The organism is Bradyrhizobium sp. (assembly GCF_004799405.1).
Lineage (GTDB): Bacteria > Pseudomonadota > Alphaproteobacteria > Rhizobiales > Xanthobacteraceae > Bradyrhizobium.
This window is the reverse complement of the sequence record NZ_SSMW01000009.1, coordinates 1-21,440: the sequence shown is the minus strand read 5'-3', so window position 1 is coordinate 21,440 and position 21,440 is coordinate 1. Positions and strand designations below refer to the sequence as shown.

The window sequence follows — 21,440 nt, the reverse complement described above, 5'->3', positions numbered from 1 at the left end:
CTGTTTCCTCTGCTTTGGTTTTGGTCTTCCGGACAACTTAATTCAAAATCGCCGGATCGGAAACGCAAAGCGCACACCCGCATTGTGGCAATGTTCGACTCGGGTGCGCGCATGAACCGGCAAGCGATGGAATGGAAACTCGATGTCGAGCGGCTGTGGTCGGCCGCTGCGCTCGATTTTCGCGAGGCCGGGCGGCTCGCCGCCGAGATCTTCACCCTTTGTGCCGAGACCGCGCTGCGACAGGCGGCAGCGGAGGCGCTGCCGAGCCTGCGCAATGCCGCGCTCGAAAATGCCGACCGCAGCACCAAGGATGAAGCGCGCGGCCGCTTCAGCGTCATCCGCGACGTGTTGTGCGCGCTCGATGCCGGAACGTTCGGCCGCCGCGACAGCGCGCCGAAGCCGTTGACCGAGGAGGCGCGCTATCGCCAGCTATTGGGATTGCCGCTCGGCCGCCGCCTCGCGCGCGCCGAGATCCATCGGGCCTGGAAGCGCGCGGTCAAGACCGCGCATCCCGACGCCGGCGGCGACGCCAGCGAGTTCGTGGCGCTGTCCGCGGCGCAGGAAGCGCTGATGAAGGAGCGGTGAGGGGGCTATCGCCCGGCCAGCGACGCCACCCCCTCGATTTCGATCAGCATCTTTGGATTGGGCAACGCCTGCACCACGCAGGTGGTGCGGGCGGGATAGGGCGCGGGCCCGAATGCCGACGCGTACAGCGCGTTCATCGGAGCGACGTCGGAGGCGCGCGTCAGCAGCACGTTGACCTTGACCAGATCGCGAAAGCTGGCGCCGGCCTCGTCGAGCACGCGCTTGATGTTGCTCACCACAAGGGCGAATTGCGCCTCAAAACCGTCGGGAAGTTCGCCCTTGTCGTCGAAGCCGGGATGAACAGGAGGTCACCGGTGCGCGCGGCGAACGACAGCGGCGGGGTTTTGATGCCGGATGGTGCGGCGAAGTGCTGGATCGGGGACATCGGTCACTCCTGAGGGGTGTTTTTCGGGATGCGAATATTCTTTGCCGGTCCGGCCCATCGGTTACAATCCCCAAAGCGCGACTCAATTCCGCGCCGCGACCTGCTCTCAAGACGCCTGCTCACCAATTCCAGGGAGACTTGCCCCATGAAAATCTCATCCGCCCTTCGTGTTGCGCTGGTAGCACTGGCGGCTTTCGCCGGCGCATCGCTGTCCTCCGCGGCCCGTGCCGAGGAGGGAACCGTGTCGCTGACGATCTACAAGGCGGGCTGGATCATCGGCGGCTCCGGCGGCGGCGGCTGGCTGAATTTTCGCGGGCGCAGCTACCCGCTGACGGCCGGCGGGCTGGACTATGGCCTCGTTTTCGGCGGCTCGAAGACGATGCTGGTCGGCCGGGTCAGGAACATCAACCGCCCGTCTGACGTCGCCGGCGTCTATGGCGCGGCGGGTGCCGGCCTCGCGGTCGGCAGCGGCGCCCGCGCGATCGTCCTGACCAACCAGAAGGGCGCGGTGCTGGAACTGTCCGGGCAGCAGGTCGGGCTGATGGCCAATGCCGACCTCAGCGGGCTGGCGATCACGCTGAAGTAGGGAACCAATCCACCCGGCGCGGCTTGTTCCAGACATCCGAAAACCGGGAGGTTTCGATGAAACTGGCAAAGCTTGTTCTGACAACGTCTCTGCTGCTCGGCATGTCTTCGCTGGCATGCGCCCAGCAGACGGTGACGGGAACGGTGACCACCATCGACCGGATCAGCGGCACCATCGCCATTGCGCAGCCGCAAAGCGGCACGGTCGGCGCCAGCACCGGCGGCGCCACCGAGCAGCAATTCAAGGCATCCGACGACCTCTTGGAGAAAATCCACGCCGGCGACAGGGTGACGGTTTCCGTCACCGAGAGCGGCGGGAAGAAGACGGTTACCAAGATCGAGCGGCAGTAGGCTGGCGGATTACGCTGCGCTGATCGAATCCGCGGCTTCAAACGAAAAGCCGGGCTTTCGCCCGGCTCTTGTTTCAGATGGATGCCCGGGTCATCCAGCGCGAAGACGCGCCTCGCGCTTTTGCCCGGGCATGACGCGGTGAGGGTGCTTCTCACAACACCCGATTGCTCTCCTTCACCTTCTCCGCATCGAGATACACGCTGCTCCCCATCTCCTTGAACTTGGCGCTCATGGTGGCCATGCCCGCCTTCGCTATGGCTTCGGCGGGCAAGCCGTCCTCAAGTACGCCATTGATCGACAGACCCACCGAGTTCGGATCGTTCAGCGTCGCGGCATAGTCCCGCACGTCCTGCGTGATCTTCATCGAGCAGAATTTCGGGCCGCACATCGAGCAGAAATGCGCCACCTTGTGCGCTTCCTTCGGGAGCGTCTCATCGTGATAGAGCCGCGCGGTTTCCGGATCGAGGCCGAGGTTGAACTGGTCCTCCCAGCGGAAATCGAACCGCGCGCGGCTTAGCGCGTCGTCGCGCAGTTGGGCTGCGGGGTGGCCCTTGCCGAGATCGGAGGCGTGCGCCGCGATCTTGTAGGTGATGACGCCGACCTTGACGTCGTCGCGGTTGGGCAGGCCGAGATGCTCCTTTGGCGTGACGTAACACAGCATCGCGCAGCCGAACCAGCCGATCATGGCCGCCCCGATGCCGGAGGTGATGTGGTCGTAGCCCGGCGCGATGTCGGTGGTCAGCGGCCCCAAGGTATAGAACGGCGCCTCGCCGCATTCCTTGAGCTGCTTGTCCATGTTGATCTTGATCTTGTGCAGAGGCACATGGCCGGGGCCTTCGATCATCACCTGGCAGCCTTTCTTCCACGCAATCTGCGTCAACTCGCCCAGCGTCTCGAGCTCGGCGAATTGCGCGCGGTCGTTGGCGTCCGCGATCGAGCCCGGACGCAGGCCGTCTCCCAATGAAAACGACACGTCGTATTGACGCATCAGGTCGCAGATGTCCTCGAAGTGCGTGTAGAGGAAGCTCTCCTTGTGGTGCGCCAGGCACCACTTCGCCATGATCGAGCCGCCGCGCGACACGATGCCGGTGACGCGGTTGGCGGTGAGGTGGATGTAGGGCAGCCGCACGCCGGCGTGGATGGTGAAGTAGTCGACGCCCTGTTCGCATTGTTCGACCAGCGTGTCGCGGTAGAGCTCCCAGGTCAGCTTGACCGGATCGCCGTCGCACTTCTCCAGCGCCTGGTAGATTGGCACGGTGCCGATCGGGACCGGCGCATTGCGAAGAATCCATTCGCGGGTGGTGTGGATGTTGCGCCCGGTCGAGAGGTCCATCACGGTGTCGGCGCCCCAGCGGATCGCCCACACCATCTTGTCGACTTCCTCCTCCACCGACGAAGTCACGGCGGAGTTGCCGATGTTGGCGTTGATCTTGGTGAGGAAGTTGCGGCCGATGATCATCGGCTCCAGCTCGCCGTGGTTGATGTTGCAGGGGATGATCGCGCGTCCACGCGCAATTTCCGAGCGCACGAATTCCGGGGTGACGAAGGCCGGCACCGAGGCGCCGAAGCTTTCGCCGTCGGCCAGCGCTGCCTCGGCGCGCTCCAGCTGCACTTTACGCCCGAGATTCTCGCGGGTAGCGACGTAGATCATCTCCTTGGTGATGATCCCGGCGCGGGCAAACTCGAGCTGCGTGATCATGTGGTCGCCGACGCCGCGCAGCGGCCGGTGGTGCGCGGTGAAGGATTTCGCGGCATGCGAGGCGCCGACATTGCCGTTGTCTTCCGGCTTGATCTCGCGCCCCTGATACTCCTCGACGCCGCCGCGCTCCTTGACCCAGGCGATGCGGTTGCGCGCCAGGCCGGCATTGACGTCGATGGTCACGGCCGGATCGGTGTAGGGGCCTGAGGTGTCATAGACCGGAAGGTTGGGCTCGCCCGCGCCTTCGCTGAGCATGATCTCGCGCAAGGGCACCCGCACGTCGGGCGCCTCATCCGGCGTAACCCAGATTTTTCGCGATGCCGGCAGCGGGCCGGTCGTCACGGCGGGAAGCGTGGTGTCGGGGTTGGAGCGGATGTTCATGGGTTCCTCCTGTTATAGTTGTTCGTCATTCCGGACGGACCGCGAAGCGGTCCGGTCCGGAATCCCGAAGTTGGGTGGGGGTGTCTCCGCAGGCGATCATCTAAGCGGCCTCCGCGTTCTGTCCGAGCCACGCGCGCACCCGCGCATCAGGTTCGGCATTCTGGGTGACGTCGCTGACCACGGCGATACTGTCGGCGCCGGCCGCGAAAATCTCGCGCGCCTGCTCGAGCTTGATGCCGCCGATCGCGACCAGCGGGATGTTGCCGATGCGGCGCTTCCACTCGGTGATTTTCGGGATGCCCTGCGGCGCAAACCGCATTGACTTCAGCGTAGTCGGAAAGATCGGTCCGAGCGCGATATAATCCGGCTCCGCGCGCAATGCGGTTTCGAGCTCAGCGTCGTCGTGGGTCGAGATGCCGAGCGTGAGACCCGCGTCGCGGATCGCCTTGAGGTCGGCGTCGGCGAGATCTTCCTGGCCGAGATGTAGGTGCTTGGCGCCGGCGACGATCGCCACCCGCCAGTAGTCGTTGACCACGAGTTTGGCCGGCGTGCCCTTGATGACCTCGAGCGCGTCGCTGACGGTCTGCAGCGCTTCGGAATCGTCGAGGTTCTTGGCGCGCAATTGAATGGTGCCGGCGCCAAGCAGCGCCAGCCGCGCCACCCAGGCGACGGTGTCGACCACGGGATAAAAGCGATCGGGATATGTGGGGCGATCAGGATACGCGTTGCGATCAGGATGCGGCATGCCAGAACGGGGTCCCGATGACTGGGGTTGAAGGGGAGGCGAAGTCGCGGGCTTCCATCAGGCCCGCTTCAAAGGCGGTGCGTCCGGCCTCGACGCCGAGGCGAAACGCGCTCGCCATCGCGACGGGGTCGGCGGCTTTGGCAATCGCGGTGTTCAGCAGCACGGCGTCGTAGCCGAGCTCGAGCGCTTCGGCCGCATGCGAGGGCGCGCCCAAGCCGGCGTCCACCACCAGCGTCACGTCGGGCAGGCGGTCGCGCAACAGTTTCAGCGCATCGCGGTTGATGATGCCCTTGGCGCTGCCGATCGGTGCCGCCCACGGCATCACCACCTTGCAGCCGGCCTCGACCAGCCGCATCGCGACGCTGAGGTCTTCGGTGCAGTAGGGAAACACCTCAAAACCGTCCTTGATCAGGATGCCGGCAGCCTCGACCAGCCCGACCACGTCGGGCTGCAGCGTGTCGTTGTCGGCGATCACCTCGAGCTTGATCCACGAGGTCGCGAACAATTCGCGCGCCAGTTTCGCCGTGGTCACCGCCTCGCGCACGCTGCGGCAGCCCGCGGTGTTCGGCAGCACCGTCACGTCCAACTCGCGGATCAGCGACCAGAACGCATCGCCGGTCTTGCCGCCGGCCGCTTCCCGCCGCAGCGACACCGTGACGATCTGCGCAGCCGAGGCGCGGATCGCCGCCTGCATGATCGCCGGCGACGGATACAGCGCGCTGCCGACCAGCAGGCGAGAGGGAAAGGTTTTGCCGTAGAGATTCAGCATGGACGTATCACCTTGTCGCGGTGCGCTCCCTCGCCCCGCTTGCGGGGAGAGGCAAGTAAAGCACCAGATATCGCGTAGCTCATCTCACCCTCCCTGCCGCGGCGTGATGATCTCGATCTCGTCGCCGTTCTTGAGCGGCGTCTGTGCCCAGCGGCTGCGCGGCAGCACGTCGAAATTCAGCGCGATCGCAAAATGCGTGCCTTCATATTCGAGTTCGCCGAGCAGCGCATCGACGCTTACCGACGATATCTCGCGCGGTTCGCCGTTGACGGTCACGCGCATTGCATCACCTCATTGTCGATCACGCCGCGCTCGACATAGCCGAGCGTCAGTTCGGCCAGCGCCGGCGCCAGCAGGAAACCGTGGCGATAGAGTCCGTTGACCGCGATGCGCTGGTTATTCACCGCGATGCGCGGCAGGTTGTCGGGGAACGCCGGCCGCAGGCCCGAGCCGATCTCGACGATGCGGGCCTCGCCGAACGCCGGATGCACCGCATAGGCGGCGCTGAGCAGTTCCAGCGCCGAGCGCACGCTGACGCCATTATCCTCGCGCTCGATCGAGGTGGCGCCGATCATGAACTGATGGTCGGCGCGCGGGATGATGTAGAGCGGCCAGCGCGGATGGATCAGCCGCACCGGGCGCGACAGTTCGATCTCGTCGCTCTCGATGATGATCATCTCGCCCTTGACGCCGCGCAGCTCCGGAAATGTTTCCCGAGCGCCAAGCCCGCGGCAATCGATCACGACGCCGTCGCCTTCGGCGGGATCCGCTTCGCTGTTGAACGCGACCGTGCCGCCACTGGCTGCAATTCGCTGATGCAACTGCGGCAGCACCAGGCGCGGCTCGACATGGCCTTCGTCGGGAAAAAATAATGCGTCGCGAAAGCGTCCCTCGAGCGAAGGTTCAAGCCCGATGATGGCTTGCGCGTCGATACGCCGATGACCCGAGGTGAGTTTGGCAAAACGCTCGAAATCGGCGCGGTCGCGCGGGTGCGACACCACCAGCGAGCCATTGAACGGCGTCTGCGGAAAATGCTCGCGCCATAGATCGAGCGAGCGAATGCCCAGGCGCATGATGACGGGTTCGGAGACTTCGCGCTCGCAATACGGCGCCAGCATGCCGCCGGCCCAGTGGCTGGTGGCCTGCGTCATCGCGTCATCGCCGCGCTCATGCAGCGTGACCGCGTGGCCGGCTTGCGCAAACAGCAACGCCTGCCACGCGCCGGCAATCCCTGCGCCGATGACCGAAACGGGGGATTCCCCCCGGAGTGCCACGGGCGACCGCCCGCGCTGTGCGTCTGAACTCTGATACATCCCTGTCCCTTCGCCGGCATGACCCGGATCAGGTTCAAAGGGTCACCGCGGTCTCGCATCCCTGCGCAGGATTTGAGCTTGCGGTCTCTCAGCTCCTCATCGGAGCTCCCCTCGGAACAGAGCTAATGTAGGCCGATGGCGGGAAGTGTCAACGCGCTTTGCGCTGTTTGCACCGGTCGGGATGTTCGCCGGCGGCCGAGGAACCGGCTCGCCGTACTCGGCCAGCCTGTTCCGGACCTCTTTCTTTGGCTTGGCCGCTGCCGCCTTCGGCAATGCACTTTGCTTCGGCGCCGCGGCGGCCTGTTCCGGCTTTACGCTTTCCACAGGCTTTGCGGTTTCTACCGGCTTTGCGACTTCCACCGGCTTTGCGGTTTCCTCAGGCTTCGCGACCTCCTCGGGCTTCGCCATCGCCACCTGGTTCGGCGGTACACTCGCAAGCACCGGACCGGCCTGCATCACGCGCGGGCGTTCCTGCCGCTGCAGCTTGGCGACTTCATAATATCCGCGGGCGTAATAGTGGATGGCGCGGTCGTGATCGCCGTTGGCGGCGCGATAGGCGCCGGCGAGATACTTGACGCCAAATGCGAGGTTGGTGTCGGGATCGCGCAGGCCTATCGCATCGCCCCGATAGCCGAGGCCGCGTGCGGTTGCGAGCTTGATCTGCATCAGGCCGATGGTGCCGCCGCGCCCGACCAGATCGGGCTGATACCGGCTTTCGCGAACGATCACGCGATGCACCAAAGCCTGCGGCACGTCGTTGGCCTTGGCATGCGCGGCGATCAGCGTCTCAAGCGCGGCGCGGCGCGATCTCTTGGAAGGTGGCGACTTTTCCGGTGGCGGCGCGTTTTCCGTTTGCTGTGGCCTTGCCGCGGCCGGCGGCATTCGCTCCGGCTGCCACACGTCGTCAGTTAGCGCCGCTTGCTGGGTCCGCTGCAAAGGTTCGACGGATGGCGGCTGCGCCGGCTGCGGCGCCGTTATCGCCGGTTGTGGCCTCTCGGCCTCGCCCGATGCCGTGATCGGCCAGAATATCGGCTGCGCAACGGCGGCGATTCCGGCAAACCCGAGCAGGATTTCGACGGGATATTTCAACGGGCGCGTCTCGCGGAGCGGGAGCCAGGTTCAGTTCGACACTTAATGGCTCCGATTGTTGCAACGAGCGGGCAGGGATGTGGCCAAATCCCGGTTTTGTCAGGGTTTGTTCCCTGTTCGGCTGCGGATTTACCAAGAATTATGCCTTGGCATGCTTCGATCCCTCCGGAATTACCAGGAAATCCGGCCGCGCCGATGACGATGTCTGTCGCCAACACCGCTGAGGAAGTCCGCAGCCTCCGCGGGCTAGTGCCGCTATGGGTCGGCATCGGCGTCTATGCGCTGTTTCTGCTGGCCGGAAACCGGCTGCTGATCGATCCCGATACGATGTGGCAGATCACCGTCGGCCAGTGGATTCTCGATCATCATGCGGTGCCGCACACCGACGTCTATTCCTTCACCATGCGCGGCCAGCCCTGGATTTCGACGCAGTGGCTGGCGCAGGTGCTCTATGCCAAGACCTATGCGGTCGCAGGCTGGAGCGGGCCGGTGGTGCTGGCCGCCGCCGCGATCGCCGCAACCTTCGCGCTGCTGACAAAATTCCTGAACCGGCATTTGAGCGAAAGCACGACGCTGGTGTTCGTTGCCGCAGCCCTGGCGCTGACCGTGCCGCATCTGCTGGCGCGGCCGCATGTGCTGGCGATGCCGGTGATGGTGGCCTGGGTCGGCGGATTGATCGCCGCGGCGGACCGACGCGATGCGCCGTCGTTCTGGCTGCTGCCGTTGATGGCGCTGTGGGCCAACCTGCATGGCGGCTTTGTGTTCGGCCTGGTGCTGATCGCGCCGATAGCACTCGACGCCGTCGTGAACGCGGAGGCGCGTTCGCGGCAATCGCTGGTGTTGCGATGGGCGGGCTTCGGCGTCGCGGCCTTGCTGGCAAGCTGCTGCACGCCCTATGGCTGGAATTCGCTGCTGGCGTCGCTGAAAATTCTCGACCTTGGCGGCGCGCTGCCGCTGATCATGGAATGGCGGCCGGCGAATTTCGGCAGTCTCGGCGCGTTCGAGGTCTGCCTGCTGCTCGGAACAGGGCTTGCGCTGTTGCGCGGCGTCAGGCTGCCGCCGTTGCGCATCGTGCTGCTGCTGGGATTGCTGCACATGGCGCTGAGCCAGGAACGCGCCGCCGAAATGCTGGCGCTGCTGGCGCCAATGGTGCTCGCCGCTCCCTTGGCAAGGCAGCTCAACGGCATCGAGGTCTCCGGCTCGACCGCCGTCATGCCGATGCGCGGCGGGCTGTTCGCCGGCATCGCGGTTGTGCTGGTGGCGGGAACCTTTGCCTATGGGTCGGTGCACCGCTTCGAGCCGCATACCCGCGGTTCGCCGGTCGCGGCGGTGGCCGCGCTGAAGCAGCTCAATGTCACCCGCGTCTTCAACGATTACGATTTCGGCGGCTACCTGATCGCCAACGGTGTCGCCCCCTTCATCGACGGCCGCACCGAACTCTACGGCGAGAAATTCTTTGTCGACCACAACGCCGCCAGCGGGTTGATGGAACCGGAAAACCTGTTCCGGCTGCTCGACCAGTACGGGATCGAGGCGACCCTGATGCGAACGCAGAGTGCTGCGACCAAACTGCTCGATCACATCGACGGCTGGCAGAAAGTCTATGCCGACGACATCGCCACGATTCATCTGCGCAAAGTAGGCGCAGTGCATACGGTGGAACCGGTGGTGAGCCCAACCGCGAAGTGAACGCTGTGTTTACCCTCCCCCAGGGAAGGTGAAAAATAATCGCAGTGAAAAATCATCGCCGTCAAAAAGGCTGATTGCTCTTCCAAGAAATCACCGGCGACAGGACGACGCGCTGGTATCCGTCAGCAAGCCTGTCCAATTCGCGCTCAAGCAACAACAGCAACAGGGAGATGCGCCATGGCCACTGCCGATCTCGGCTATTTGCCCCGAAAAAATCCCTGCGCCCAATGCGGTCAGCCGATCCCGGCGCCCGACTGGATCGAGAACAGCGCGCGCCGCATCTCCTATCTCTGGCACTGCAAGGCCTGCGATTACCGGTTCGAGGCGGTAGCCTTTTTCGATGCTTCGCATCCCGACAGGGAAGCGCTCGCGGCCTGACAGCGTTCAGGCGGCCGACTGGCGGCTGTGCTGGCGAACCGGCAATTGAATGCGAACGATCAATCCATGAGGCTGCCGGTCGTGCAGCGATAGCTCGCCGCCATGCGCCTGCACGATGGTGCGTGCGATCGAGAGCCCGAGACCGAAGCCCGCGGCTTCATCCATGTTGCGGGCGTCATCGCCGCGCACGAACGGCTCCAGCATGACCTCCTTGCGCGCATCGGAAATGCCCGGACCGTCGTCCTCGATTTCGATCGTCGCGGTCTGCGGCGACATGCGCAGGCGGATCGTGGTCTCGGTCCCGAACCGGGCGGCGTTCTCCACCAGGTTGGTGATGCTGCGATGGAGATCGTCGGGCCGGACGGTGGCCATCGCGTGTTCGGGGCCGTCGTAAACCACCTTGTATCCCATGTCGGCGAATTGATCGGCGACGAGCTGCAGCGTGGTCGCGATGTCGACCAGCGTCATGGATTCGAGCTTGCGGTCGTTGCGCAAAAACGACAGCACCGACTCCAGCATCGAGCGCATCTGGTCGAGATCGCCCAGCATGCGGCCGCGATGCGCGTCGTCTTCGATGAATTCCGAACGCAGGCGCATGCGCGTGATCGGGGTCCGCAGGTCGTGGCTGATGGCGGCCAGCATCCTGGTGCGGTCGTCGATCAGCGTGGTGATCCGCTCCCGCATCCGGTTGAACGCCTTGGCGACCGAACGGATCTCTTCGGGGCCGCGTTCGGGCAGCGGCGCGGTGGCGCCGCCCAGGCTGAAGCTTTCGGCGGCCTCGGCAAAGGACGACAGTGGCGCCGTCAAGGCGCGGGCGGCCCACAGCCCAAGCAAGGTGACGCTGATCACCGCGAACAGCACCGTGATGATCCACAATCCGCTCCGGAACGAATGTTGCCGCTGGTCCCGCAGGATATCCGCGGAAATCATGCTGCCGTCCGGCAGCGCGATGCCGATCTTTTGGGTGTCACCATCGCGCGCGAGCGAAAAGATCTTGTAGTTGCTGCCGAGATGGCGATGCAGGCTGCGCAGGCCCGGCCCGTCCGCTTCGCTCACGGTAGAGCCGGAACCCGGTGCAACGCTTTCGATGTGGAGTTGCGGAAAGGCCTGCGCGATGTCGGCGAACAACCGTGGCCGTTCGGCCGCGGGCGCAGCGCCCAGAAGCTGGGCCAGCGCCGCGAGCTGACCGTGCCCGCGGTCGACGGAGGGATCGGTCTGGTCCGGCCGATGCAACAGAAAAGTCGCGGTGAGGATCAGATGAATGGCGACGATCGAAGCGACCACCAGGGCGGCGATCTGCCCGCTGATGCGTTTCAGATTGAGAAAGCCGAGCAGCCTCATGATCCGCCGTTGACGGGATTGGTGACCGGTTCGACCGTCGGGGTGAACATGTAGCCGCCGGAACGCACCGTCTTGATCATGGTGGCATCCTGCGGATCGGGTTCGATCTTGCGCCGGATGCGGCTGACCAGCACGTCGATGCTGCGTTCGAACGAGCCGGCGTTGCGCCCCTGGGTGAGGTCCAGCAGGCTGTCGCGCGACAGCACCCGGCCCGGCCGCTCGCAGAAGGTTCGCAGCAGGTCGAATTCGGCGCTGGTCATCGCCACGCGCGCGCCGGCCGGATTGCGCAATTCCCGCAGGCGGAAATCGATCCGCCAGCCGCGGAAGGTGAGGGCGGTCGCGCCGGTGCTGGCGCTGACGGTCTGGGCGGCGGCCTGGCGGCGCAGCACCGCGTTGATCCGGGCCAGCAATTCGCGCGGGTTGAACGGCTTGGCCAGGTAATCGTCGGCGCCCATCTCGAGCCCGAGGATGCGATCGACGTCCTCGCCGCGCGCGGTGAGCATGATGATCGGCATCTGCGATTCGGCGCGGACCTTGCGGCACAGGCTGAGACCGTCTTCGCCCGGCAGCATCACGTCGAGGATGACAAGATCGACGCGGTGGTCGGCCAACGCGCGCGTCATTTCGCGGCCGTCGTTTGCCGTCGTGACGTTGCAGGCGTTGTTCCGCAAATATTTCGCAATCAACGCCCGCGTTTCGCGGTCGTCTTCGACGACGAGGATGTTCGGCGATGCCGTGGCCATGCCAACCCTTTGCCTCAGATTCGGGATAATCGGCGGCGGATATTGTTTCGCAATATTTCTGGCGCCGCCCGGGAACGAGCCGCCTCGGCGGGCAGGGCGATGACAAGGTCGCGCTCATTAACCCTGACGTTCCCCGGGCTTGCAAGAACCTTCGGAACCGTCGGCGCCCCAATTTCCGTGCCGGCGGAGCCACCGCTAGCCGCGGCGATAGTCGCAGGCGGCGCAATTTCATTTGCCACCGGCTGGAACCTGGCCGCGGCTGATACGTTGCCTTCCTTCATCAACCTCTGGAGGTCTGAGGACGATGAGTGACGTCATGTACAAACCGCATCAGTTGATCGCGAGCGACCGGGTCGAGGGTACCGCGGTGCGGCGGCCGAACGGCGACCGGATCGGTCACATCGAACGACTGATGATCGATAAAATCAGCGGCAAGGTTTCCTACGCAATCCTCAGTTTCGGTGGATTCCTCGGCATGGGCACCAGCCTGCTTCCGCTGCCATGGGCGCGCCTGAGCTATAACCCACGGTTCGAAGCCTATCAGCTCGATGTCGACGATGACGAGCTACGGGGCGCGCCATCGTTTCGCGCCGACAAGGACTTCGATTGGGGCGATCGTTCGCAGGAGACGGAGTTGCATCGCTACTACGGAATCCCGCCCTATTGGGGCGGCTTCTGATTTGTCGCGCGGTTGGCTTCGGAACCTGGTCGAAATCGCAGCGCAAGAAATGGCAGCGCATACCTGAAATGTCGGCGCGACCGGAACAGCCGTCGCAGCACTTCGTTTTCCCTTCACCATTTCATATCAGGGAGAAAACCCATGTTAGCAAAATATATGGCGGCCGGTCTTGCCGGATCCGCGTTGTTGGCGAGCGTTGCGTTCGCGCAAACCCCGACCGCCACCACCGACCGCGCCAACATGGTGCCGGCGACGGCGTCGGACTCCTCGTTCCAGGGCGACTGGCGCGCCTCGAAAGTCGTCGGGCTCAATGTCTATAACGAAAACAACGAGAGCCTCGGCTCGATCAACGACCTCTTGACCGACAAGAGCGGGAACATCAAGGCGGCGGTGATCAGCGTCGGCGGCTTCCTCGGCGTCGGCACGCGTCTGGTCGCGGTGCCCTTCGACAAGATCAAGTTCGTCAATGAGCCGATCGCCTACACCGGCGTGGCGGGCAACGAGCCGCACAGCCGGCCGATGACGACGACGCCGACGACACCGCCGGCGACATCCACCACGACCACGGGGGCCGCGACCGCGCCCGCCTCGCAGCCCAATCCGTGGTATCCCGATCACGCCGTATTCAGCGCGACCAAGGATGAGCTCAAGGCGATGCCTGAGTTCAAATATTCGTCGTAAGCCGACGTTCGAGGTGACACGCCAAACGGACGGCGCGCCCGGTCTTGCCGGGCGCGCTTTTTCTTGCCGGTGCCCGCCAAGCCGACTTTTTGGGGTATGCCGCTTCCTTACAGGCCCGGCAGCGCGGTCAGGGAAACGCTGATCGCACCCTCGGCTTCCGCGATCACGCGCAGCGTCTTCGAATCGAAGGCGATATCGGCAAGCCGCAGGCGGCTGATTTCCGCCGCCACCCGCACGCCGTCCTCGTTCTTCTGCAGATCGGCTATCGCGGTAGCAATTCTCCTCTGTACGTTCGATGCGAACGGCTTGAGATCGACCGCGGCTTTTTCCGCCAGCGCTTTTTGCAAATACGGCATCGCGGCGCGCGCCGCGGTCCCGAGCAGTCCGAACGCGTCTTCCGATTCGACCGCGAGTTCGACGTTGGCCAGCCCCAGGGTCTGCTGCGCCTGATCGATCGCGGGCCGGCCCCAGATATACACGGTGGCCTCGCCGCCGAACCCGAACAGGCTTTTTTTCTCCTTGGCGCTGATCAGCAGCGAGATCAGCAGCCGGTCGCCCGATGCCGCGACGCTGGCGCGCCTGACCTTGACATCGACCGGGCCCGAGCCGTCTTCCGGAAAGGTCCGGCCGGCGAGGTGCGCTTGCAGGATATTGCCGATCTCGGCGAGCGGCAGATCGATCGGAACGCCGATGCTGACACGGCCGGGGGTCGGCGGAACGATGCTGATGGTCGCCGGAAACGGACAATCGGGATTGGTCTGCATCGAGGTGATGCGGGTTTCAGCCTCGATGCCGAGCGTGAGCATGACCGCGGATGCATCGACGCGCGGCTGCGCCGCGATCGCGCGCGTTGGCCGCAGCTCCAGCCAGAGTGCGGGCAGTGACGCCCCCGGGTTGGCGCGCTGCAGCAGGATCGAGCGGCAGGCGCTGGCCCATTGCTCCCGCGCGTTCTTCTCCAATGCAGGATCGTTGCGGATCCGCGCCGCCACCGCGTCGAGCTGGCGGGCGACGGCCTTGTCGATCAGCGGCTTGACCTGCGTCGGCACGTTAACGCGCACGCCCGCCACCACCAGGCTGCTGTCGTTCAAGGTCACCTGCGCGGCGAGGTTGGGTTCGAAATGCCAGGCCGCGGCGAGCTTCGGCCGCGAGGTGAGGATGACATTGCCCTTGATATCGGCGCTGGCGTTAAGCGCCTTGATGTTCACGCTGCCGATCCGTTTGGCGACATTGCCGCCGAGCAGGCCGCCGATCGCGTCGCCAACCGCCCCCTTCACCTTGGAGGACAGCGAGCCCGTTGCGTTGACCGTGCCCGTCAGCGGCGTCGTCAACGTCAGCACGTCCTGGGCGCCGGTCGCCGTGATCGGGCCGCGCGACGCGGTCCAGCTGATGTCGGCGTTCTGCAGGATCTGCGGAGCCGGGTTGTCGGCTTTTCCCGAGAAATTGCGCGGCGCGCCGCGCTCGGCGGCGTCGCGAATGGCGGGAAGCGCGATCGTGACCGGCGCAATGATGCTTGAGATGCGCGGGGCCGGCGGCAGCGGCGGCAATTCGACCAGTACCGGTGCGGCGCCCGTGCCGTGCGGCCACAGCCGGTCCATGATCTTCAGGCTGACGAAAAACGAGACCACGATCACCGCGATCGCAGGCAGGATCGTCTTGGGCCGCATCGCTTGTCGCATCGTCTCCCCGGACTGATTCAGCGAGGGGAGAGTCTACCCCAATTGCGCCGTCCCGGCGAACGCGCCGGGACAATAATGATTGGAAACAAATGATGCGCAAGAACGCCACGTTTGACGCGCCGCAAGCCCGTCCATCAGGCCTCGTCGTCATCCGCCGTACAGGCGCCGTTGCGCGCCGGGGATGACGCCATCAGCCCTATTTTTTCTTCTTCGGCGGCAGCTTGCCCTTCGGCGCCAGCGCGGGCCTGAACTGGCCCGGGGGCCGCTGCAATCCCGGCGCATTGGGCGCGCCTTGTCGCTGCAGTCCTGGCCGCTGCAGTTCAGGCCTCTGCAGTTCGGGCCTTTGCTGGCCTGGCTGTGGCGCGCCCGGCCGTTGCGGCAAGCCGTTCGGTCGCTGCAGCCCAGGCTGACGCGCGCCGGGATTGTTCCTGCCCGGATTTTGCAGGCGCTCGATGCGCTTCTGGGTGACAATCTGGCGGCCGACGCTTTGCGCGACGTGAACCTGGCGCACGATGCCCTGGTCGCGCAACGCCTGCTGCGGCGAGATGAAAAGCGGCGCGGCGGTAAAGCGGCCGCCGGCCCCGGCGCGGATGGTGAAGCCGCTGGCGCCCTGCGTCAGAAAGCCGAGCCGCAACCCGTCGCGGCCATTGACCTCGATCCGCCCGACGCTGCCGTCGGCGTCGGGATAGAGCTTGATCGCGACATTGTTCGGATTTGCAGCGGTCGCGGCCGCACCTTCGGGCACCTCGACCAGGCCGGTGGTGCCGCGAATGCCCAATGTGGCGGTCGGCGTCGATATTCGCATGTCGCCGGTCTTGGCGACGGCGGCGGCGGCGAAGGCGACCGTGCCCTTGGCGATCGCGAACAGCGCGCCGTTTTGCTTGCCGCCGTCCTCATAGACGAAGCTGTCGACCGTGATCTGCGCATTGGCGGTGAGATTGAAGGTAGTGGCGTCGTTGAAGGTGACGCCGAGGGTGGAATTCGCCGAAGTCTGCAACACGTCGTTCTCGAAAATATCGTCCTGCAGCTTGAGAGGAGCCGGCGTGTTGTTGCGGGTCACGGTCGCGCTGCCGGTCAGCGTCGCGACGTTTCCGATTGGCTCGTCGCTTGCGGTCGCCGCCGCGGCGGGCGCGGCCGGCGGCGCCGGCGTCTGCGCCGGTTGCGCCTGGGCGAGCCTCGTCAGTCCGGACACGACGATTGCTGCGGATTCTGCCCCGACCGGAGATGTTGCAAAAACCTCCGCCGCGCCGGCCAGCATGAAGCAGCCCAGAAGCCAGACCGCGAGTAAAAGCCGTTGCCGCGTCACGATGGGAATCCTTAACCGGAATGGAGTTGGCGAGGTTAGACCGGCGATTGAGGGCCGGCCGGGCTGAATGCCGGATGAATGCGAACGGCTTTATTGGCGCGCGAATGCGCAACGATCAAGCGCTATCTCCCGCCTTTGCGGCGATACGGTGGTGGCGCGCTGCGTGCGGCGGCTCCCATAAAAAACGCCCGGCGGCTGGAAAGATCCGGACCGCCGGGCGTCATCAATTTCGTGCCGTGATGCGAACGCCCTAGAACACGCCGAGAATGATAGCGCCGACAAAGGCGAATGCGACATAGGCGGCGATAACGCCCAGCCTGCTGACGAAAGGACCCATGAAAGCCATTGGGAAAACTCCCTGGTTCACGTCGCTGTCCGCTGCAACGCTTCAGGCTAGCAAACCGTTCCCGACGGAAAAAGTAAGCCCTGCTGTCTATTGCGACTTCTCCACAGACGCGCGCCGCGGGCAACGTAGTTAAAGAACAGTGAAATCAACGCGTTGAAGAGTCCTTAAATAAATTAGCCGAAGTTGCGCGGATGACGCGCGGAGTTCGTTGGTATCTCGTCGGCTCCTTCGTCCTTGTATCGTTGGCGGGTTGCGGTCGCGGATTTTTTCAGTCCGCGGAGCGCGAACCGTGGCGGGCCGAGGCCGAAATGGCGTGCCTGAAGTCCGGCGCCGTCAAGGAAAGCGCCGACCTGGTACGGGTCAATCCGATTTCCGGTCCCGGAGTTTGCGGCGCCGAGTATCCGCTCAAGGTCGCCGCACTCGGCGAAGGCAGCAGCAGTCTCGGCTTTCTCGATGACGACCCGCGGCCACCGGCAAGCATCGGCAACCAGCCGCGCTGGCCGATCTCGCAACCGCCGCCGGCTTCTGCACCCTATTCGGCCTCGGTGATGCGACAGCCCGGCTACGGTGCTCCCTCCAGCGGACCCATTTCATTGACCGCTCCCGGCGTCGCGCCAGACGAAGACGATATCGATCTTCCGCCCGAGGGCACGCCGGAGTTGCGTGAGCCCGCGATGCGCGATCCCTACACGCCGGCCTATCCCTCCCGCGACCGCTATTCGTCGCCATATCCGGAGCACCCCAATGCGCCGCGGTCCAGTCCGCTGCCGCCACTCGGTCCGGCGCAGGGCAATTCCATTGCAGCGTTCGGGCCGGTCGCGGTGAAGCCTGCGGCGACGCTGGCCTGTCCGATCGTCTCGGTGCTCGACCGCTGGCTTGCGGATTCGGTGCAGCCGGCTGCGATGCGCTGGTTCGGCGCGCGCGTGGTCGAGATCAGGCAGATCTCCGCCTATTCCTGCCGCGGCATGAACGGCAATCCGAACGCGCATATTTCCGAACACGCTTTCGGCAATGCGCTGGACATCGCAGGCTTTACGCTGGCCGACGGACGGCAGGTTTCGGTGCAGGAAGGCTGGAAAGGCATGCCGGAAGAGCAGGGCTTTCTGCGCGACGTGCAGGCCACCGCCTGCCAGCAGTTCAACACCGTGCTGGCACCGGGCTCCAACGTCTATCACTACAATCACATTCACGTCGACCTGATGCGCCGCGCCACCAGGCGCATCATCTGCGAGCCGGCCGCAAGATCAGGCGAGGAAGTCGCCGCGCGCGCCGCGCAGCGCAGTCCCTATGCCTCGCGCGAACCGCAGGTGACGGGATCGCTCGGCGGCCGCAAGGCCCACCCGCATCCGCATAAGATCAGCAAGGCCAGCGACGAAGACGAATCCGGGGACGATTAGGACCGGGAACGGGTATTCGAAAGCGTGGAAGAAAACTTGCCAGGACTTGTTCCCGGAACATTCGGCGATCCGTCGCGTTGCGCCTTGCCGGCTCTATGTCCGGCGCCATGAACTGGAGGAGTAACCATGGACAAGAAGATCGCTGGATTATTGGGAGCGGTGGCGACGCTCGGCAGCTTCACAGCTGCCGAAGCCGTAGCCGCCCCGGCTCCGACGGATGTTTTACGGGCTAATTCATATGCCGACCTGCTGGAGCCGATTCCAAACGCCGTCGCGTTACTGCAGGCGGTTGACGAGTCCGCCCCCGCCAAGGCGGTGGAAAATGTTCAACTCGCCCAATTCCACCACCATCACCACCACCACCATCACAGCTTCTATCGGCATCATCATCACCACAGCTACTATCCACGCGTCGTCGTGGTGCCCCGGTATCGCCGCCACCATCACCATCATCATCACCATCACCACAGCTTCTATCGCCGCGACTATTGATCGAGTTGCGATGATGAAAAGCAGGACCCTCTGGGTCCTGTTTTTTTAAGACCTAGTCCCGGCGGGCCTTTTCCTTCGCGGCGCGGTGCAGGTGGCGATAGGTGCCGTCGAACACGGTGTTGGTGGACGAAGTCCATTCGGTTCCGGCTGACAAGTTCGGACGGTTGGCATAGATGCGACGTGACTGTAGTTCGCGTTCGGCGCATTCCTCTTCGCTCATCGGCTCGAGATCGAACGCGGCTTCCTCGGGGATCACGATCATCTGGGCGAACGGTTCGTTCGGCCTGAAAATGTGGGTTCGTCCCTCGGCGGGCGCCTTGAAGACGCAGAAAAAGAGCATCGGCCACCAGCTTCGGATCAGCGCCGGCACCGCGATCGGCACGGTGTCCGTGCGATCGGTGTAGAAGCGCGGATGCGGCTCCGTGCGGATCGCCATGCCCTTTTCCACCTTCATATCGAGCAGGATCTGGTAGGTGTAAAAAGCATCGCCGAAATTCCGGAACGGCGGCCACTCGGCCCCGCCGTCAGGCGGCTCTCCCCAATCGGCATCGAGGGTCAAATGACCGTCGTGGGTGCTGACGTGGAGCTCAAAGTCGTAGGGATAAAACAGCTCGATGCCGTATTGAGCGCCTTCCGAAAACGGCACGCAATGCCATACCTGCTCACGTGAACCGTTGGCGCGCGGGTCGCGCTTGCCGGCCCAACCTGGGATTTCGAGCTTGGTCCGGCGTGGCGCCAGGCGCGGATTGTTCAGCCGGTATTTGACCTTGTTCACCGTACCCCCGGCGTTTTCGATGGCATGCGGGAACTCAAACGGGCAAAGGGCGTCCTGGTTCCATCCTGGAGCGCCTTTTGCTCGATTCGTCGCCAGCTGGCTCCCGCTGCAACCGCCTCGGTTCTGTTCAGCGCTGCGGCCGTTCCGACCATAGATCAGACCAACGAATGTCACCACGGGACAGTCGGGTCAGACTCGGACCTGATGGTCCTGAATGCAGACTTCCGCTTTGCGCCGGTACGCAGACATCGTCAGCCAGACCGGCCAAGTCGCTTTGTGCCATTAAGAGACGTCGGCCATGGCGATCAGTTCATTCATCGCGGACGCCTTCTCCATGAGATGCGCATGTGAAGCACGCCTCGGGTCGCTTCTAAATCTTTGAAAACTCTGCTCAGAGTCGAAGCTTACGATATGTACCTCGACAGTGCCGTCTGAGTTGCGCAAGCGTCTCTCCAACAGTCCGCCGAACTCCCTCAACAGGGGAAGTGCCGCGCCCTCGTATTCTTGGAAGCTAGCGACACCCTCCATCGACACGCGCACAATTAGGACAAAAGTTGGACGCTGCACAGTTTTGAGACCCATCGATCCTCGACTCCTGGCCACTATTCCGAAGCCACCTTACACTGGTGCCTCGTCATTTCAATGATGTCCGGTCCGGGTCAAAAGGCGAAATACTCGCCTGGAGTACATTGAGTCCGCTTTGCCCCTGATAGCGAACTCAATCGGACATCGCTGGAGGTCAGATCAGCTTGTTACGCCGGCTGATGAAGCCGAGTGGCTTCGCATCGATCAAAACTGTACAGCCCTTCCCCGCCTATGCAGTTTTTACTTCAGCCGCTCGCGAATCTGGTCGAGCCCCGCCTTCGCGCACACCTCGTCGGCTTCCGCGCTCGGCGCTCCGCCGACCCCGATCGATCCGATGACTTCGTCGCCATACTTGATAGTCAGGCCGCCGGCACGAAAGATCATCCCCTCCGGCGTCTGGAACGGAAGCGTACCGGGCGGCTGTCGCGCCGAGAACTGCGCAACGCGCGCGGCGACTTCGCCGTTGTTGTCGAGCTTCAGCATCGGAGCGAAGCCGACCGCGGTATAGGCGTTGCCCCAGGAGGCTTGATAGGTGTGAACCCCCGCGGTGTCGCCGCGCAGCACCGCGATGCGCTGCGCGTCGACATCGATTACGGTCGCGGTGACGCCAAAACCCTGCCGGGTACAAGCCGCCACCGCGGCGCTCACCGCCTCATTGGCGAGCGCGGCAGGGATGCGGTGTGTGGTGAGGACCTCGGCAGCAGCGCCTCCGGGAAACTGCAGCGCGGCCAGTCCGGCAGCCACGATCAACCGCAGACCGACTTATGGCGCGCGCCGTGGAAGACCCGCATCTGTCAGACCGGATCCTGGCCGACGTCCGTGCGTTCCTGCATGAAGCCGAAGCTGGAGCGGCGGCGACCGCGGCGCGGCCTTCTTCCTAGACGGACGATGTACTCGCTTATGAGATCGGCACCGACGGATGGCCGGCGACATCCGCCGCCAGCACGGCCGCCAGCCGCCGTTCCACTCGCTCGCCGGTCAAATAAGGCCCCTAAAATCGGAAATTCAGCTCCAACTCCAAAGCACGTCGGGTCACCGTTGGGCTAGAGCCGACTTGCGAGTTGGGTCAAAATCCGAGCGACGCGTCTGATGATCTCCAAAGAATCATTCGCAGGAATCTTGCCACCTGATGGAGAAAGCTGGCGACGGTATCGGGAGCGGACACTGAATTGCGTCCAGCCGCAGCTCGAACGCTATCCCGGAGCTAACATCCGCTTTGTTGCCCACGATGCGGTGCTGCAATCACTGTCCGAGAGACCCTGCCGAAATGGTTTGAGAGCCAGCACGGTCCGCACGCCCGAAAGTGCCACCCGACGGGCAAATCAGCAGGGTTGCGGTATTTCGCCTGTCAACCCCGTTCCGGAAAAATATTCTGATTTTCGGAAAGACCAAATCAGTTCATATCTATCTCGTCCCGCCCCCTCAAGGGGCGCTCGCGATCGTCACGGAC

General features: G+C 64.2%; 21 protein-coding genes, 2 pseudogenes and 1 riboswitch. Of the genes and pseudogenes, 10 read left to right on the top strand and 13 right to left on the bottom strand.

Annotated features, from left to right (window positions below; translation table 11 throughout):
* Window positions 1-111: 111 nt before the first annotated feature.
* A complete protein-coding gene (locus tag E7813_RS02265; protein WP_291570430.1) occupies window positions 112-585 on the top strand; it encodes a hypothetical protein in 474 nt (157 codons plus the stop codon).
* 5 nt (window positions 586-590) lie between these two features.
* Here E7813_RS02265 and E7813_RS02260 read toward each other — a convergent pair.
* Window positions 591-970, bottom strand: a pseudogene (locus tag E7813_RS02260) (RidA family protein).
* Window positions 971-1,115: 145 nt separating this feature from the next.
* Between E7813_RS02260 and E7813_RS02255 the strand changes: the two are divergent.
* Window positions 1,116-1,556: a hypothetical protein gene (locus E7813_RS02255; protein ID WP_291570428.1), complete on the top strand. Its 441-nt coding sequence runs from the start codon at window positions 1,116-1,118 to the stop codon at window positions 1,554-1,556.
* Window positions 1,557-1,612: 56 nt separating this feature from the next.
* Window positions 1,613-1,906 (top strand): copper-binding protein, encoded by a 294-nt coding sequence (locus E7813_RS02250; protein ID WP_291570426.1) that lies wholly within the window; start codon window positions 1,613-1,615, stop codon window positions 1,904-1,906.
* Between the two features lie 151 nt (window positions 1,907-2,057).
* On the opposite strand, the gene thiC is transcribed toward E7813_RS02250, so the two are convergent.
* The 6 genes from thiC to E7813_RS02220 form a co-directional block, all read right to left on the bottom strand.
* Window positions 2,058-3,986, bottom strand: coding sequence for a phosphomethylpyrimidine synthase ThiC (gene thiC / locus E7813_RS02245; RefSeq protein ID WP_291570424.1), 1,929 nt, complete (start codon window positions 3,984-3,986; stop codon window positions 2,058-2,060).
* Between the two features lie 100 nt (window positions 3,987-4,086).
* A complete protein-coding gene (locus E7813_RS02240) occupies window positions 4,087-4,731 on the bottom strand; it encodes a thiamine phosphate synthase (protein ID WP_291570422.1) in 645 nt (214 codons plus the stop codon).
* Window positions 4,718-5,500: a thiazole synthase gene (locus E7813_RS02235; protein ID WP_291570420.1), complete on the bottom strand. Its 783-nt coding sequence runs from the start codon at window positions 5,498-5,500 to the stop codon at window positions 4,718-4,720. The genes E7813_RS02240 and E7813_RS02235 overlap by 14 nt, the downstream gene beginning before the upstream one ends.
* Before the next feature lie 84 nt (window positions 5,501-5,584).
* Window positions 5,585-5,782 carry a sulfur carrier protein ThiS gene (gene thiS / locus E7813_RS02230; RefSeq protein WP_291570418.1) on the bottom strand — a complete coding sequence of 66 codons (198 nt, stop codon included), beginning with the start codon at window positions 5,780-5,782 and terminating at the stop codon, window positions 5,585-5,587.
* Window positions 5,773-6,813, bottom strand: coding sequence for an FAD-dependent oxidoreductase (locus E7813_RS02225; protein ID WP_291570417.1), 1,041 nt, complete (start codon window positions 6,811-6,813; stop codon window positions 5,773-5,775). Before E7813_RS02225 ends, thiS begins: the two co-directional genes overlap by 10 nt.
* Window positions 6,801-6,935, bottom strand: a riboswitch (TPP riboswitch). Its footprint overlaps the gene before it by 13 nt.
* Window positions 6,910-7,902 (bottom strand): transglycosylase SLT domain-containing protein, encoded by a 993-nt coding sequence (locus E7813_RS02220; protein WP_291570415.1) that lies wholly within the window; start codon window positions 7,900-7,902, stop codon window positions 6,910-6,912. Its footprint overlaps the riboswitch before it by 26 nt.
* Before the next feature lie 195 nt (window positions 7,903-8,097).
* Here E7813_RS02220 and E7813_RS02215 point away from each other — a divergent pair, with 195 nt between their 5' ends.
* On the top strand, window positions 8,098-9,591 hold the full coding sequence (locus tag E7813_RS02215) for a hypothetical protein (protein WP_291570413.1): 1,494 nt from the start codon (window positions 8,098-8,100) through the stop codon (window positions 9,589-9,591).
* A gap of 177 nt (window positions 9,592-9,768) precedes the next feature.
* A complete protein-coding gene (locus E7813_RS02210) occupies window positions 9,769-9,969 on the top strand; it encodes a hypothetical protein (protein WP_291570412.1) in 201 nt (66 codons plus the stop codon).
* 6 nt (window positions 9,970-9,975) lie between these two features.
* Here E7813_RS02210 and E7813_RS02205 read toward each other — a convergent pair whose 3' ends face one another.
* Together E7813_RS02205 and E7813_RS02200 are read right to left on the bottom strand one after the other, a co-directional pair.
* On the bottom strand, window positions 9,976-11,310 hold the full coding sequence (locus tag E7813_RS02205; RefSeq protein WP_291570410.1) for an ATP-binding protein: 1,335 nt from the start codon (window positions 11,308-11,310) through the stop codon (window positions 9,976-9,978).
* Window positions 11,307-12,053 carry a response regulator gene (locus tag E7813_RS02200; protein WP_291570408.1) on the bottom strand — a complete coding sequence of 249 codons (747 nt, stop codon included), beginning with the start codon at window positions 12,051-12,053 and terminating at the stop codon, window positions 11,307-11,309. The genes E7813_RS02205 and E7813_RS02200 overlap by 4 nt, the downstream gene beginning before the upstream one ends.
* A gap of 304 nt (window positions 12,054-12,357) precedes the next feature.
* On the opposite strand from E7813_RS02200, the gene E7813_RS02195 reads away from it, so the two are divergent.
* Window positions 12,358-12,732, top strand: coding sequence for a PRC-barrel domain-containing protein (locus E7813_RS02195; protein WP_291570406.1), 375 nt, complete (start codon window positions 12,358-12,360; stop codon window positions 12,730-12,732).
* Window positions 12,733-12,873: 141 nt separating this feature from the next.
* Entirely contained in the window at window positions 12,874-13,413 is a 540-nt protein-coding gene (locus E7813_RS02190; RefSeq protein WP_291570404.1) for a PRC-barrel domain-containing protein, read from the top strand.
* A gap of 107 nt (window positions 13,414-13,520) precedes the next feature.
* Here the strand turns inward: E7813_RS02190 and E7813_RS02185 are convergent, their stop codons facing one another.
* Window positions 13,521-15,089, bottom strand: coding sequence for a DUF4403 family protein (locus E7813_RS02185; RefSeq protein WP_291570403.1), 1,569 nt, complete (start codon window positions 15,087-15,089; stop codon window positions 13,521-13,523).
* Window positions 15,090-15,285: 196 nt separating this feature from the next.
* The gene (locus E7813_RS02180; protein ID WP_363331146.1) at window positions 15,286-16,395 is read right to left on the bottom strand and encodes a FecR domain-containing protein; all 1,110 of its coding nucleotides are present in this window, start codon (window positions 16,393-16,395) and stop codon (window positions 15,286-15,288) included.
* 537 nt (window positions 16,396-16,932) lie between these two features.
* Here E7813_RS02180 and E7813_RS02175 point away from each other — a divergent pair.
* Window positions 16,933-18,138, top strand: a complete 1,206-nt coding sequence (locus tag E7813_RS02175) for an extensin family protein (RefSeq protein WP_291570401.1) — start codon at window positions 16,933-16,935, stop codon at window positions 18,136-18,138.
* 126 nt (window positions 18,139-18,264) lie between these two features.
* Window positions 18,265-18,630, top strand: a complete 366-nt coding sequence (locus E7813_RS02170; protein WP_291570399.1) for a hypothetical protein — start codon at window positions 18,265-18,267, stop codon at window positions 18,628-18,630.
* A 52-nt stretch (window positions 18,631-18,682) separates the two neighbouring features.
* On the opposite strand, the gene E7813_RS02165 is transcribed toward E7813_RS02170, so the two are convergent.
* Complete coding sequence (locus E7813_RS02165; RefSeq protein ID WP_291570514.1) at window positions 18,683-19,405, bottom strand: hypothetical protein; 723 nt, start codon at window positions 19,403-19,405, stop codon at window positions 18,683-18,685.
* A gap of 825 nt (window positions 19,406-20,230) precedes the next feature.
* On the bottom strand, window positions 20,231-20,734 hold the full coding sequence (locus tag E7813_RS02160; protein WP_291570397.1) for a heme-binding protein: 504 nt from the start codon (window positions 20,732-20,734) through the stop codon (window positions 20,231-20,233).
* Window positions 20,735-21,079: 345 nt separating this feature from the next.
* Here E7813_RS02160 and E7813_RS02155 point away from each other — a divergent pair.
* Window positions 21,080-21,440, top strand: a pseudogene (locus tag E7813_RS02155) (histidine phosphatase family protein); the annotation flags it as partial.

Bases quoted from the DNA above. Each gene is read 5' to 3' on its own strand.
- E7813_RS02240 (WP_291570422.1), bottom strand. From the start codon at position 4,731: ATGCCGCATCCTGATCGCAACGCGTATCCTGATCGCCCCACATATCCC.
- thiC (WP_291570424.1), bottom strand. From the start codon at position 3,986: ATGAACATCCGCTCCAACCCCGACACCACGCTTCCCGCCGTGACGACC.
- E7813_RS02265 (WP_291570430.1), top strand. From the start codon at position 112: ATGAACCGGCAAGCGATGGAATGGAAACTCGATGTCGAGCGGCTGTGG.
- E7813_RS02255 (WP_291570428.1), top strand. From the start codon at position 1,116: ATGAAAATCTCATCCGCCCTTCGTGTTGCGCTGGTAGCACTGGCGGCT.
- E7813_RS02175 (WP_291570401.1), top strand. From the start codon at position 16,933: ATGACGCGCGGAGTTCGTTGGTATCTCGTCGGCTCCTTCGTCCTTGTA.
- E7813_RS02190 (WP_291570404.1), top strand. From the start codon at position 12,874: ATGTTAGCAAAATATATGGCGGCCGGTCTTGCCGGATCCGCGTTGTTG.
- E7813_RS02205 (WP_291570410.1), bottom strand. From the start codon at position 11,310: ATGAGGCTGCTCGGCTTTCTCAATCTGAAACGCATCAGCGGGCAGATC.
- E7813_RS02215 (WP_291570413.1), top strand. From the start codon at position 8,098: ATGACGATGTCTGTCGCCAACACCGCTGAGGAAGTCCGCAGCCTCCGC.
- E7813_RS02210 (WP_291570412.1), top strand. From the start codon at position 9,769: ATGGCCACTGCCGATCTCGGCTATTTGCCCCGAAAAAATCCCTGCGCC.
- E7813_RS02195 (WP_291570406.1), top strand. From the start codon at position 12,358: ATGAGTGACGTCATGTACAAACCGCATCAGTTGATCGCGAGCGACCGG.
- E7813_RS02170 (WP_291570399.1), top strand. From the start codon at position 18,265: ATGGACAAGAAGATCGCTGGATTATTGGGAGCGGTGGCGACGCTCGGC.
- E7813_RS02185 (WP_291570403.1), bottom strand. From the start codon at position 15,089: ATGCGACAAGCGATGCGGCCCAAGACGATCCTGCCTGCGATCGCGGTG.
- thiS (WP_291570418.1), bottom strand. From the start codon at position 5,782: ATGCGCGTGACCGTCAACGGCGAACCGCGCGAGATATCGTCGGTAAGC.
- E7813_RS02225 (WP_291570417.1), bottom strand. From the start codon at position 6,813: ATGTATCAGAGTTCAGACGCACAGCGCGGGCGGTCGCCCGTGGCACTC.
- E7813_RS02200 (WP_291570408.1), bottom strand. From the start codon at position 12,053: ATGGCCACGGCATCGCCGAACATCCTCGTCGTCGAAGACGACCGCGAA.
- E7813_RS02250 (WP_291570426.1), top strand. From the start codon at position 1,613: ATGAAACTGGCAAAGCTTGTTCTGACAACGTCTCTGCTGCTCGGCATG.
- E7813_RS02235 (WP_291570420.1), bottom strand. From the start codon at position 5,500: ATGCTGAATCTCTACGGCAAAACCTTTCCCTCTCGCCTGCTGGTCGGC.